Annotated in this window: 11 protein-coding genes; all 11 read right to left on the minus strand. The window is 39.8% G+C overall.

Going from position 1 to position 14,769, the window contains the following annotated elements; genetic code table 11:
* Positions 1-234: 234 nt before the first annotated feature.
* The gene (locus Q1K78_RS01430; protein ID WP_300173656.1) at positions 235-1,362 is read right to left on the minus strand and encodes a flagellin; all 1,128 of its coding nucleotides are present in this window, start codon (positions 1,360-1,362) and stop codon (positions 235-237) included.
* A gap of 449 nt (positions 1,363-1,811) precedes the next feature.
* Complete coding sequence (locus tag Q1K78_RS01435; RefSeq protein WP_300173658.1) at positions 1,812-2,945, minus strand: flagellin; 1,134 nt, start codon at positions 2,943-2,945, stop codon at positions 1,812-1,814.
* 392 nt (positions 2,946-3,337) lie between these two features.
* On the minus strand, positions 3,338-4,471 hold the full coding sequence (locus Q1K78_RS01440; protein ID WP_300173660.1) for a flagellin: 1,134 nt from the start codon (positions 4,469-4,471) through the stop codon (positions 3,338-3,340).
* A gap of 302 nt (positions 4,472-4,773) precedes the next feature.
* Positions 4,774-5,913 carry a flagellin gene (locus tag Q1K78_RS01445; protein ID WP_300173662.1) on the minus strand — a complete coding sequence of 380 codons (1,140 nt, stop codon included), beginning with the start codon at positions 5,911-5,913 and terminating at the stop codon, positions 4,774-4,776.
* A 691-nt stretch (positions 5,914-6,604) separates the two neighbouring features.
* Complete coding sequence (gene flgL, locus Q1K78_RS01450) at positions 6,605-7,798, minus strand: flagellar hook-associated protein FlgL (protein WP_300173664.1); 1,194 nt, start codon at positions 7,796-7,798, stop codon at positions 6,605-6,607.
* A gap of 16 nt (positions 7,799-7,814) precedes the next feature.
* On the minus strand, positions 7,815-9,695 hold the full coding sequence (gene flgK / locus Q1K78_RS01455; protein ID WP_300173666.1) for a flagellar hook-associated protein FlgK: 1,881 nt from the start codon (positions 9,693-9,695) through the stop codon (positions 7,815-7,817).
* 262 nt (positions 9,696-9,957) lie between these two features.
* A complete protein-coding gene (gene flgJ / locus Q1K78_RS01460) occupies positions 9,958-10,965 on the minus strand; it encodes a flagellar assembly peptidoglycan hydrolase FlgJ (protein ID WP_300173667.1) in 1,008 nt (335 codons plus the stop codon).
* Positions 10,966-11,108: 143 nt separating this feature from the next.
* Positions 11,109-12,230 (minus strand): flagellar basal body P-ring protein FlgI, encoded by a 1,122-nt coding sequence (locus Q1K78_RS01465; protein ID WP_300173670.1) that lies wholly within the window; start codon positions 12,228-12,230, stop codon positions 11,109-11,111.
* A 2-nt stretch (positions 12,231-12,232) separates the two neighbouring features.
* A complete protein-coding gene (gene flgH, locus Q1K78_RS01470; protein WP_300173672.1) occupies positions 12,233-13,024 on the minus strand; it encodes a flagellar basal body L-ring protein FlgH in 792 nt (263 codons plus the stop codon).
* Positions 13,025-13,036: 12 nt separating this feature from the next.
* Positions 13,037-13,825 (minus strand): flagellar basal-body rod protein FlgG, encoded by a 789-nt coding sequence (gene flgG, locus Q1K78_RS01475; RefSeq protein WP_300173674.1) that lies wholly within the window; start codon positions 13,823-13,825, stop codon positions 13,037-13,039.
* A 54-nt stretch (positions 13,826-13,879) separates the two neighbouring features.
* Positions 13,880-14,629 (minus strand): flagellar basal body rod protein FlgF, encoded by a 750-nt coding sequence (locus tag Q1K78_RS01480; protein ID WP_300173676.1) that lies wholly within the window; start codon positions 14,627-14,629, stop codon positions 13,880-13,882.
* Between the last annotated feature and the right edge of the window lie 140 nt (positions 14,630-14,769).

Consider the following 14,769-nt stretch of genomic DNA (forward strand, 5'->3'; position numbering starts at 1 on the left):
AAGGAAAATTGTTCAATGGTGGTTTAGTCTCATCCTCCAAACCAGCCATTGATTCTCACATATATTTAATAAAGCGTATCTCAATGCACTTTGTAGACTCTCACATCTACAAAATACACCACGAGATAACTTAAGTTTAATTTAAAAAAGTAAGTCAGACTTACTCGTGACCTGTTGGGAAGGTATCCAGCGTGTCGCATAAACGCCCATTCTCACAAGTATTTACTATGCTGATTAGCCCAACAGGCCTAATGCTGCATTTGGTGCCTGCTTAGCTTGAGCAAGAATAGACGAGCTCGCTTGTTGCAGGATTTGAGATTTCGTCATTGCAGTTGTTTCTTTAGCAAAATCAACATCTTTGATTTGGCTATTTGCTGCACTCGTATTCTCGTTAATATTTTCTAAGTTATTGATAGCGTGGCCAAAGCGATTTTGGAAAGCACCTAAATCAGCACGATTTGAATCTACATATTGCATAGCAGAATCAAGAATTGCTACCGCTTTTTGTGAACCACCAACAGTCGTTACATCAATGCTTTTAACGGTATCAGTAACCTTGTTACCCATACCTAATTCATTGCTTAATGAACCACTAAACGCAATATCTGTTGCTTCGGCTGCTGCAAATACTTGCAGTTTGCCATCTTCAGTAACAGACGCATTTATTTCTGCGCTTTGACCGTTAATATAAGTCGCTACTTCTTCAATATCATCACCTGCTTTTGCATTAATGGTGATATTTTGCTCTTTGCCTTCTTTGTTGACAAAGTTCATGCTTAATTCTGTGTTTTCTGCGTTAACATTCCAGTTTGCATCTTTACCTTCAGTCGCTGAGTAAGTGTGACCCCCCATCGCTGTTGTATCTGAGCGCATATTGTTCAGTGTTAACATTACTGCTTCACCTGAATCTGCACCGATTTGGAAAGATTTAGTGCCAAACTGACCATTTAGTAAACGAGAACCACCAAATGATGTTGTTTCTGCAATACGGTTTAATTCGTCATTCAAAGCAACCACTTCTTCTTGAATTGCACCACGGTCAGCTGATGTATTTGAACCGTTAGAAGATTGAAGTGATAAATCACGCATACGTTGAAGGATGTTCGTTGTTTCGTTCATCGCACCTTCAGCGGTTTGCGCCATTGAGATACCATCATTTGCATTTCGAACTGCTACATCCAAACCACGAGTTTGAGATGTTAAACGGTTTGAAATTTGTAGACCTGCCGCATCATCTTTTGCACTGTTAATTTTAAGACCTGAAGACAAACGCTCCATTGAGCTGTTTAGGTCGCTAGTTGCGCTGTTTAAGTAACGCTGTGCTGTCATTGCTGATACGTTGGTGTTTACATTGATAGACATATTTTATTTCTCCACTTTGGTTCCGAATCACTCCGCTCCTGGACCGGAAACCGTATTAATCATCGTTTGATACTTAACTTAACGACCTGCTTTTAAATTACTTTAGAAAAACTTTTTGTTTTTTAAGTTTTTCTTTTTTAAGTACTTTTAAAATACTCAGTCGTTGTGTCTTGTAATTAAGTTATCGCTCGCAAATGGAAATCCTTTAGGAAAAAAGACAAAAAAAACGAAATTAATTTAAATCAAACACAAAGCGTGATTCAGATCACTATAAATAGAGGTAAATGGTAACTTTTCGTTTAATTAACGTACAGGAAGATAATTAACAAGCCAGTATACCGACACTCATCTTTATTTAATGCATAAAAAAAGCCGAGGCTAAGCCCGGCTTTCGCATAGTGCAAGGGCACTATTACCTTAGAAATAAATAACTATTCTTAAAACACTAATTATCGTAACAGACCAAGAGCAGCATTAGGTGCTTGCTTAGCTTGAGCCAAAATAGACGAACTTGCTTGTTGAAGGATCTGAGCTTTTGTCATCTCCGTGGTTTCTTTAGCGAAATCGACATCTTTAATGCGGCTGTTTGATGCTGATACATTTTCATTAATATTATCTAAGTTAGAGATAGCATGATTAAAACGATTTTGGAACGCCCCAAGATCAGCACGGTTAGAATCAACAAACTGCATTGCTGCATCAAGAATTGCAACCGCTTTCTGTGAGCCCCCTACCGTCGTTACATCAATACTTTTTACCGTCTCTTCTTGAGCTTGGCCCATCTTCAGTTCGCCAGCCAAAGAACCACCAAAGCTAACTTCACCTTGAACTTTATCATTAGAGGTCACAATTTGAAGTTCGCCCTTCTCTGATACCGATGCATTAATTGAATCAGTCTGACCATTAATGTACGTAGCTACTTGTTCAATGTCATCGCCCGCTTTCGCATTAATTGTTAGCTCTTTCTCTTCACCCGTTTTATTTAAAAACGATACCGTTAATTCTGAATTTTCTGCATTAACAGCCCAACCTGCATCAAGTTGTGTTTCTGCTTTATAACTTGTCCCCCCCATTGATGCCGCATCTGAACGCATGTTGTTTAAGTTAAGCATAACTGCCTCACCTGAATCAGCACCAATCTGGAACGACTTTGTACCAAATTGACCATTCAAAAGACGTGAACCACCAAAAGAGGTTGTTTCTGCTATTCGGTTTAATTCATCATTTAATGCGCCAACTTCTTGCTGAATCGCTTCACGATCTGCTGTTGTGTTAGAGCCATTTGATGATTGAAGTGATAAATCGCGCATACGTTGAAGGATGTTAGTTGATTCATTCATTGCCCCTTCTGCGGTTTGTACAATAGAAATACCATCGTTAGCATTACGAACAGCAACATCTAAGCCGCGAGACTGCGAGGTTAAGCGGTTTGAAATTTGCAAACCAGCCGCATCGTCTTTCGCGCTGTTAATTTTAAAGCCAGAAGATAAGCGTTCCATTGATTGATTTACGCCATCCGTTGCACTGTTCAGGTAACGCTGAGCTGTCATTGCCGATACGTTAGTATTTACTGTAATTGACATAGTGGTATCTCCGTTTAGTTTTCCGATTGTTTTCCGTTTTCGGAAAACTGAGCTTCATAATTCAACACTAAATTTATTACTATTAGTGCCTGATAATTAATGTAACGACGGTTAAAAATAAACCTTTATCCATTTACTTATAAAATCATCGATTACTTTATGAACTATGAAGATGGTTCAAAGTTTAAAAAATTTGACAGAGAAATCGCTAAAGTTTTAAACAAACTGACCAAGCCGCAATCAAACCACTGATAAATAATGTCACCATTCCACTTTCTTTCAGACAAAAAAAACCAGCAACGGTAGGCCGCTGCTGGTTTTTCTCTATAAAAAAGAGTTCATGCTATAAAAAGGGAATCTCTGATATTTATAAAAAATCTTATAATAAATAATTAGCCCAATAATTTCAAAGCTACATCTGGCGCCTGTTTGGCTTGCGCTAATATAGTAGAGCTCACTTGCTGTAAAATCTGTGCTTTCATCATTTCAACAGTTTCTTTGGCGAAATCGGTATCTTCAATTCGGCTATTCGATGCTGAGATGTTCTCATTAATATTATTTAAATTATTGATCGCATGATCAAAACGGTTCTGGAAAGCCCCTAAGGTCGCCCGCTCTTTATCGACAAAGCCTAATGCTGCATCTAAGGTCGATATCGCTTTTTGTGAACCACCAACACTGGTTAAATCCAAATCATTCACGGTATCAAACACCGCACCACCAATCGCCAATTCAGCAGAAAGTGAACCACCAAATGTCACTGCACTTGAGACCAAATCACCCGCCGTAAATAATTGCAATTGGCCTTTTTCATCAACGGATGCTTGAACGGTATCATTCTGCCCATTGATGTAAGTGGCCAATTCTTCAATATCATCACCAGCTTTTGCTTCTATGATAATGCCTTGCTCTTTACCTTTTTCATCAGTAAATGACATGGTAAGCGTTTGCCCGCCTTCTGGCACAGTCCAGCCTTTATTCAGCTGATTTTTCGAAGTGTAGTGAAAACCACCCATCGCTAACGTATCAGAACGCATACTGCCCAGAGTTAATTGCACGGCTTCACCGGCATTGGCACCGATTTGAAACGTAGAAGTACCAAATTGACCATTCAATAAACGGCGACCACCGAAAGAGGTTGTTTCTGCAATGCGATTTAATTCATCATTTAGAGCATTGGCTTCTTCTTGAATCGCTTGTCTGTCTTGTGAAGAGTTTGAACCATTAGATGACTGCAAGGCTAAATCACGCATACGCTGAAGGATGTTGGTGCTTTCATTCATCGCTCCTTCCGCCGTTTGTGCAATCGAGATCCCACCATTAGCGTTACGAACGGCGACATCTAAGCCACTCATTTGAGCTTGTAATCGATTAGATATCTGCAAACCTGCAGCATCATCTTTCGCGCTATTAATACGCTTACCTGAAGAAAGACGCTCCATCGACTGGTTTAATTGATCTGTCGCTTGATTCAAATAACGCTGTGCCGTCATGGCAGACACATTGGTGTTTACTGTCACTGTCATAATGACCTCTTATCAAAATTAGATGTTCGCAGTCCACGAAACAGACGCTCATAATATTTTATCGGCGCAGAGAAAGTAAACTTAAGAGGTGAAAGTAAAAAAGATAAGTAAAGAAAGAGATACATTGAAAGGGTAGCCCCACTTAAGGGGCATAAAGCTAGGCTGGTTTTTTATGAGGAGATCTGTGAGAAGAACACAAAAAACCAGTTACCTGAAGCTTGCACAACAATCAAATGAACAAGAGGATTATGAGAGATGAGAGCACCTCTTGTTCACTCAGATGACTGTTGTTAGTTACTCAATTACTGCAGTAAAGTTAGTGCAGCGTTTGGTAACTGTTTCGCTTGAGCAAGAATAGACGTACTAGACTGCTGAAGAATTTGTGCTTTTGTCATGTTTGTTGTTTCTTTAGCAAAATCAGTATCTTTGATTCGGCTGTTAGAAGCAGACACATTCTCTTGAATGTTAGACAAGTTGTTGATGCTGTGACCTAGACGGTTTTGTTTCGCACCTAAATCAGCACGTTCACGGTCGATGTAAGCAAGCGCTGAATCGATAACACCGATAGACACTTGTGCATCACCAACAGACGTTACGTCCAGTTTATCAACAGTTGCTTTAGTACCAACGCCGCCAGCTAAACCTAACTCAGAAGCAAGGTTACCAGACACAGTTAATTCACCTTGAATTGATGGTTCAGCAACAAACAGTTGAAGCTTACCTTCGTCACCAACAGAAGCAGAAATTTTATCTGATTGACCGTTGATGTACGTTGCTAACTCTTCAATATCGTCACCAGTTTTTGCATTGATATTGATAGAAACCATTTCACCTTTTTGAGTAGTGAACTCTAGTTTCATGTCACTTTTACCAGCAGAAACACCCCAATCAGCGCTTTTACCAATTTCAGAAACAAAACGTTGACCACCCATACGGCTATCATCAGCACGTACAGACGTTAATTCGATAAGAATCGCTTCACCAGCGTTTGCGCCGATTTGGAATGCAGATTCACCGAACGTGCCGTTAAGTAAACGACGGCCACCGAAAGAGGTTGTTTCTGCAATACGATTTAGTTCATCAGAAAGCGCATGTACTTCTTCTTGGATTGAAGAGCGATCTTGATCTGTGTTTGAACCGTTTGCCGCTTGTAGTGATAAATCACGCATACGTTGAAGAATGTTTGTCGATTCACCCATCGCACCTTCAGCCGTTTGAGCGATAGAAATACCATCGTTCGCATTACGCATAGCAACATCAAGACCACGAGTCTGAGCTGTTAAGCGGTTAGAAATTTGTAGACCAGCAGCGTCATCTTTTGCGCTGTTGATTTTAGTACCTGAAGACAAACGCTCCATTGAGTTGTTTAGATCGTTTGTTGCGTTATTTAGGTAACGCTGCGCGGTCATCGCTGATACGTTAGTATTTACATTTACAGCCATCGTTGCTCTCCTTTAGCTTCGTTTTCACGAAAACTATTTTCTGCTCTATTCAGAAATATTTAAAATTCATAGTTAAATATCAGCCACAATTGGCCAATGTTTTTCAATGTCATGTAATTTACATATCAATTCTCATGCCAAGATGAGAAAAGCAAGTGAATTAATGACTGACATACAAAAGCAAAATAGATCATCCACCTTGCTACTGCTATGCCACTATTTACCATTGGCAAACTGTGAGCGTCTCAGTCATAGTTATATAGTTAGCATAAGGTGTGCCAGTTTTATTAAATTTATAGCGAAATTAATAAATATTCAATATAAACTTTAAATATCAACATCTTATCTGTTATTTTATTTTGTAAAACCAAAGATAAATAACGTATTGCTCTTACTTCCTTGCCGCTTTTTATAAACATTGCCGCGTTGCCTCTATTAAAATGCCCCTACGAGCCAAGTAACCTTTGCTACCTCTATAAATTCGAGAACAACAACGATAAATGTAATCATGAAAAAATAGTAGAAAAATGGTTATTTTCAATCTAAAGCGGCAAAAAATGATTACCAAAAAAACCAAACGGCAAAGCTATTCCTATATAAAAAACTTATAATTCATAACGTTAAATAAAAGACATAAAAAAACCCAGTATTTCTACTGGGCTATTGATAACTCATTATATTACAAGGTTAGTTACACGTAATTAAATAAAGTAATGTCTTTTACTTTACCAAAGGCTTGCTGGGAGGCCTGAAGAGCTCGTGTATTCTCGCTAAATTCAATAACCGCTTGGGCGTAATCCAAGTCTTCGATTGAGCTCAACGATTTAGATATGGTTAAATCAAAATCTTGGTGCTGCATTTCTTGTTGATCAAGCGTATTTTGTCTTGTTCCCACTTCAGCCTGTGCTTGGCTTAAGTGAATAAATGCAGCATGGAATTCATCAGTCACTTGATGTAATTCAGCAGTACTTGACGCATCAGATACATCATTTAATGCCAGTTCTTGTGCTTTTTTGAACGCATCAAAAACACTGATTGTTTTCTTTGGTTCTAACGTTATGGTATCACCCGCTTTCAATTGACCGCGAATTTGAATATTAACACCTTCATGTTTAATCCCTTCAGCAGGATCAAATTGTGCATTTTTTATTGCACTACCGTCTTTTGATAATTGGTAATTGTATTTACCATCAGCTCCTGCAGTAAAGCTGATTTCATAGGTCGCGGGATCGGTGTAATTTGAGTTTGTCGCTTTAGAAAGCAACAACTCAGAGCCATCTTGCAATGCGTATTGTGGATCATAATCGCCAAATGGGTTTTTTATCTCAGTAAATAATGCGCTACCGGAGTCATTTACTGCCACTTCAATGGAACCAGACACTTTTAATTTTCTTTGATATTCATCACCCGCATAAGCAACCGTTCCGTCATTTGAGCGGAAAAATGGCTGTGTTTTTGGTTTGGTACCAGAGAATAAGTAGTTACCTGATTCATCTAACATATTGGTTAGATTTAAAAAGTTATCAGCAATGCCTTTTATATCTTGAGCATGAGCATAACGGTCTTCTGGTGCAAGAGAACCGTTAATCATTTCCATCACACTGCGTTTAGCATCATCAGCAAATTGCTCAGCATTCGCAATTGCCACTTCATGACGCTCTAAGCGGTTACGCGCTAATACAATAGTATCGCTGTATTGGCGTAGCTCTTCTTTCTTTTGCGTTAAGTTTTGGGCATATAGCGCAGCAACGGGGTCGTCTCCTGCGGTTAATAGCTTTTTACCTGACGCTAATTGAGCACTGGTATGATGCACTTTCGCTTCTTGGCGAGAGATATCATTCTGTACTGATTGATAATTATGAAAGCTTGAAATACGAGTTAACATATTGAATGCCCCTTAATTACGACAGTTGCAGAATTGAGTTAAACGTTTCATCAGCCGCTTTCATGATTCGAGAAGAAGCCATGTACGCTTGTTGAAACTTCATCATGTTTGCCGCTTCTTCATCTAAGTTCACGCCAGAAACCGAAGCGACACGACTTTGAGCTGCTTCATTTTCTACACGAGAGACTTCAGATAAGCGAGATGCTGTGGCTTTTTTCAAGCCAATCTCAGTATTTACATTCTCGTACAAATCAATCACCGTAGAACGGCCTTCATCCATAACTTTACGAGTTTGCAAGCCTTGCATCAGTAGCAAGTTACCATTATCACCTTCTGATGGAACTAGGTTTGCAGCAAACTTATCATTTGCAGCAGCACCACCAGTCAGTTCAAACGTAGTTCCACCAACACTTACAGGGCCTTTTGGTGGGTACGTTTGTGGCTCAAGTAACATCTTGCCTTTCATGTCTAATACTGCAAACTGATTTGCCGCAGGTGAAATAACAACTTGAAACTCTTTTAATGGGCCAGCTTGTAACACTTTAAACTTAGCATTACCTGTCGCAAAGGTTGCTGAACTTGCGTAACTTTGAGCAGCAATTTTTTCTGCTTCATTCATTTCAAGCTTGATTTCGCCAGCCGCAATACGCGTTGGGCGAAGTAAGACACGCTCACCGGCACCTAGTGGTTCACGAATTTCAACTCGCATACCGTCTAGGAAAAAGGTCGATGGATCGCCAGTTGGGTCTAAGCGTTGTACTTCACCTGTAGGTCGGGTCACGGTATATTGGCTACCATCGTATTTCAGTGCGTAATCACCCGCTTTTAGTTGGCTAATATCATCAATAAATACGCCTACTTGTGCAGATGAACCACCTTCTACGATAGCACGACTACGTACTGCTTGCTCTGAGTTCACACCAGAGAAAATATTTGCACCAATTTGTCCACGTAGATCAATCGCTTGACTCTGTAAGCGGTTTACTTCACTGCTGAAGCCAACAGCTACGCGGCCTAATTCATCCATAATGGTTGGGATTGTGCTATCACGCAATTCAAACAATGACGATAATTTACCGCCAATGCTGTCATGCTGAATCGCTTTCATTCCCTTACCTTCAACCATAGCAAGTCGACGCTGTAATGGGTCTGGAGTTCCTTGAATCATCTTCAATTCGCTTGAATGAGTACCAGACACAAGCATGTGTCCACCACCAATTAAGACATTAAATGAATTCTCGTTATCACGCTTAGTAATAGTTACTTTTGTATATTGAGACAGCTCTTTAATTAACTTTTCATGACGATCCATTAGGTCATTGTGCGGACCTGGGGTTTTGACCATCATTTGGTTAATTTCTTTTAACTCTAAAGCAATACCATTCATACGCTCTATAGTAAGATCCATCTTTCTATTTACGTCTGAATTTTGCTGACGCACGTTTTCATAAAAGTCATTTAAGCTTTGTGATACAAGACGAGATTTTTCAAGAACTACTTTACGCGCACCGATTTCGTTAGGGCTATCAGATAGCGTTTTTACTGCATCAAACCAATCATTGATGTTTTCAGGAATACGTTTAGCGCCAATAGACGACATCATATTCGTTAATACATCTAAATTAGCTTCTGTATCCATAGAGTAGTTTAGGTTGGTTGTCGACAGGTTCAGTTCATTAATTGCGAACTGATCAAACGAACGTCGCACAGCGGCAACATGCACGCCTGCGCCGAATTTTGAGCCAGACACCCAATGAGGCATATTTGTTTCTTGAACAACCGATTGACGACTAAAGCCTTCAGTATTAACGTTGTTAATATTGTGACTGGTCGTATTCAGTTGACGCTGCGCCGTAAGCACACCTTGTGTACCTAGATTTAGCAGATCAAGTCCCATGTTGCCTCCAAAAAAAACTCTATAAAAGATGCGATTAATATTTCCTAACGAATCTAATAAAGCAATCAGTGTGCCAACTTTTATTCCTTTAAATATCAAGTAGACACGATACAATATCACTATAACTACCTGTTATTGCCTCTCCAACTCTATTTTATTGCCTCCTTTTGCCTCTTTCTTTCTATTTAAGCGGCAAAAACAAAAAATCCTGCCGCTTTATTATAGCGACAGGATTTAAAATATATCGGTAACTCATTATTTGCTATTGCTTAGTTAAGCTTTCTACCGTTTTCATTACACTCATGACTTTATCGGCATACTTTGGATCCGTTGCATAACCCGCACTGTGAATGCCTTTAATAAAGCTTTCTGAACTTTCTGTCTGCTGTAATGCGCGTTCATAACGTGGATTTTGATTCAGGAAACGTACGAAATCACTGAAGCTCTCTTCATAATTATCGTATGAACGGAAAGCTGCATTTTCTGTCACTGCAACATTATCATGATATTCCAATGTATTCTTTGCGATCTTATCGCCTTGCCAACTTCTATCCGCTTTAATGTTGAATAAGTTATGGCTTGAATCCACCGAATTATTAATCACTTTCTTGCCCCAGCCAGTCTCTAACGCTGCTTGAGCAATAAGAACATTAGAATCGATACCTAATGCTTTCGCTGCTTTTTCAGCATATGGCTTCATTGTGTCAACAAACTGCTGAGGTGAATCAAATTTCTGTAGCTGTTGCACTGGTTTTGCTGCTAAGGCTTTTTCTAATTGCGCGATGTTTGGTGATTCTGCTTGTGATGCTTGTTTTGCTTCAGACTGACTTAGGGCTTGATAATCGACTGGCAAACGTAAGGTTTCATCCGTTGCCGCTTTACGCATCGCCACTCGCGCATTTTGTTCTAAATTATTGCCGCTGTGTACTGGTGGTTCTTGATTCATTGAAGCACCAAGCTGAGCAACTATCATATCAGCCAAACCAAGCGATCCTTTTTTCGACAATTCAGTCGACATTTGATCATCACGCATTTGTTCAAAGAACTGCTGATTATCACTACTCATCATGTCAGACTTGAATGAATCATTAGCATTACGCATTGATTTAAAAAGCATTTGTGTGAAGATTGATTCAAATTGTTCCGCAGCAGCACGCAATGCCTTGTCTTGGCTATCTTGATCACCACTGACTGCACCTTTACGTAATTTGTCTAGGCCACCCACATCATGGATAAAGCCAACGTCTGTCATATTTACTGAATTATTCATCTTCACACTTTGCATCAATTAACATTATAATAATTACAGCAAGTTTAATGCCAAGTCACTTATATTATACCGATAAAACACAGGCATAAAAAAACGCACCTCTTAAGAGATGCGTTATATATTTTGTTATCGAAAGAGTATCATTAAATAATGATCAATTGACCTTCAATCGCACCCGCTTGTTTCAATGCCTGAAGAATTGCCATTAAATCTGATGGGGCAGCGCCAACTTCATTCACCGCTCGAACCAAATCATCTAACGTTAAACCCGGTTCAAACTTAAACATTTTACCTTGCTCTTCAGTTACTTCAATATCAGAGTCTGGTGTTACAACCGTTTGACCATCACTAAATGGACCCGGCTGACTCACTTGTAAATTTTCTTTAATCGCAACCGTCATGCCACCGTGAGTCACTGCTGCTGCTTTCAATTTCACGTGTTTACCAACAACAATAGTGCCGGTACGAGAGTTAACAATGATTTTTGCAGAACCATCTGCTGGGTCAAAATCGACATTCTCTACTGCTGATAAGAAAGCGACACGCTGGCTAATATCGCGCGGCGCACGAACTCGAACTGACGTAGCATCGATTGCAGAGGCCATGTTTGGACCTAAGAAATTGTTTACCGCATCAGCCATACGCTGAGAAGTAGTAAAATCAGACTCGAATAAGTTAAAAGTAATAAAATCACCACGACCAAATGGCGACGGTATTTCACGTTCAACCATTGCGCCACCTGAGATACGCCCAACAACAGGATTATTACCGACTAATTTTGAACCATCAGCCCCTTCTGCACTAAAACCACTTACTATTAAATTACCTTGTGCAATGGCGTAAGTTTTGCCATCCAAACCTTTTAGAAATGTTTGTAATAACGTACCACCACGTAAGCTTTTTGCAGAGCCTACCGATGAAATAGTCACATCAACCATTTGGCCTTGCTTTGAGAAGGCAGGTAATGTCGCGGTTACCATTACCGCAGCTACATTTTTAGTTTTTGGTTTTGTACCTGGTGGTAACTGAATACCAAAATTTTGCAACATGGCATTAAAGCTTTGATCGGTAAATGGCGTCGATTCCCCTGTTCCCGGTAAACCAGAAACTAGGCCATAACCGATTAATTGGTTACTACGAACTCCTGCAACTTCTGCTACGTCTTTAATACGTGCAGCTTGTGCTGTGGAGATACTTAGGCATAACCAAGTAAATATTAAGGTAACTAGGTTTTTATTCACGTCAAAACTCCAACGATTCATCATTATTATAGTGCGACATTAAAGAATCGTGCCAAGAATCCTGGTTCTTGCATATCTTGTTGATCACCCGTGCCTGAATATTGAATTCGCGCATTTGAAATACGAGTCGAGGCAATGGTGTTATCAAACGCAATGTCTTCCGGGCGGATAGTACCACTTAAACGGATGTATTCATCACCCGTGTTTAGTGTTAGCCACTTCTCACCACGGATCAATAAATTTCCATTTGATAGCACTTCAATCACTTCAACCGTAATTGAACCACTCAAGCTGTTACTTTGGTTGGCTGATGTATTTCCTGTAAAGTTATTATCATTCGCTAACTCATAAGAAAAATTGTATTGACCACCCATTTCCAATTCTTGGCCACCTACTTGTAGGGGATCCATGCTTGACGCGTTTGATTTTGATAATTCCGCATCGGCACTTTTTGCCGCTTTGGTATTTTCAGCTAGCGTTACCGTCACAATATCACCTAAGCCACGAGGTTTGGTGTCATCGTACATATCTTGCGCATGGTCAATATTAAATAATGAACCTGTTGCCGCGGCATAATGCTCTGGCTTTTCTTTCGGATGAATAGGCGCCCAAGCTGGATCGCCTGAAATTGGATCATCACGACCACGAAGGGTATCGATAATCCCACCACTTTCTTCTTTTGCTTTGTCACCTTCCACGGCATCAACATTCGTTGTAGCAGAAGTCACTTCACTATCTTGTAAGTTCGGGTTTTGAACTAATAATGATTCACACCCAGTTAAGGCTGTTAGCATTAATAAACAAAGAAGACGTTTCATCCTAATCACCAATTACAGTTGTTGGTTAATAAAGCTTGCCATCTTATCAACAGCAGAGATTACTTTAGAGTTCATTTCATAAACACGTTGTGCTTCAATCATATTTACCAACTCTTCAGTTACGTTTACGTTTGATGCTTCAAGCATTGATTGACGAATTGAACCTAATCCTTCTAAACCTGGAGTACCTTCTTGTGGATCACCACTTGCACCCGTTGGTAAATAAAGGTTTTGACCAACTGGCTCTAAACCACCTGGGTTAATGAAATCAACTGTCGTAATTTGACCAATCACTTGGTTATCTTGTTGTCCACGTAGACGAACTGATACTTCACCATCAGTACCAACAGTAACGTTGATTGCATCTTCAGGCACAATAATTTCAGGCTCTAGACGGTAACCAGCACCCGTCGTTACAATTGCACCTTCATCATTTAACGTAAATTGACCGTTACGAGAGTAACCAATATTACCATCTGGCATCGTTACTTGGAAAAAACCTTTACCTTCGATCATCATATCCATGCCGTTCGATGTGGTTTGTGCGTTACCGTTAGTAAATACTTTTTGTGTTGCTACAACTTTAGAACCAGAACCTAGCATTAAACCAGTTGGTAACTCGGTATTTTGAGTAGATTGAGCACCGGCTTGGTTTACGTTTTGGTAAAACAGATCTTCAAATACGGCGCGGCTCTTTTTAAAACCAACCGTTGAGGCATTCGCCAAGTTGTTTGAAATAGTTGCAATATTCGTTTGCTGTGCATCTAAGCCTGTTTTACTTACCCATAATGCTGGATTCATTTTGTATTCCTCTAAATTCTTTAATGTATTAAGTTAATCAAGTTAATTGTTTAATTAACCCATACGTAATAATGAGTCTGAAGCTTTATCCATCTCTTCAGCGGTACTCATCATCTTGACTTGCATTTCAAACTGACGCTGCAAGTCAATTAAATTGGTCATTTCACCTACGGCATTTACATTACTGCCTTCTAATGCACCTTTAAGTACGGTAACTCCCGCATCGGCTTGAAATGCATTATTAGGATTTTTTGAACGGAACAAGCCATTCGTATCTTTAAATAAATCGCGATTATCGGTACGAACTAATTTAATGCGGCCAACTTCAGCCATCGCCTCTGCTGGTGCACCTTGCTCAAGAACAGAGATAGTGCCATCCTTTGCGATTTGAATTTTTGAAATTGGAAGTGGTAAGGTAATTGGCGCATCATTATCACCTAACACTAAGTGACCACTGCCATTCATTAATAAACCTGTTTCATCAATTTTTAGATTACCGGCACGAGTTAAGCCTTCAGTACCTGTGTTATCCATAACAGAGATCCAACCATCACCTTCGATAGTTAAATCTAAATCACGACCCGTGGTAATCACTGAGCCTTGAGAAAAGCTGCTGCCTGGACGCTCAGTCATACTAAATACACGAGTAGGCAAACCCTCACCATACGCTTGCATTGAACGCGCTTGCTCTAAATCGGCACGAAAACCAGTTGTGCTTACGTTAGCAAGGTTGTTTGAACTAATCTGCATAGCTTGCATGTTTTGCTTTGCGCCACTCATGGCTAAAAATAATGCGCGGTCCATAATGAACTCCAATAATCTATCTGAAGTTACAATAGCAACGAGCGTGCCAACTTTTATTTTGCTTATTTATCAATTAATTACAATATCAGGTATGGGTTTTTCATTGTGAAGAGGAAATATATTTCAAAGAGAGGCAAGCG

It is taken from the genome of uncultured Aliivibrio sp., assembly GCF_946479765.1.
In the GTDB taxonomy this organism is placed as follows: Bacteria; Pseudomonadota; Gammaproteobacteria; order Enterobacterales; family Vibrionaceae; genus Aliivibrio.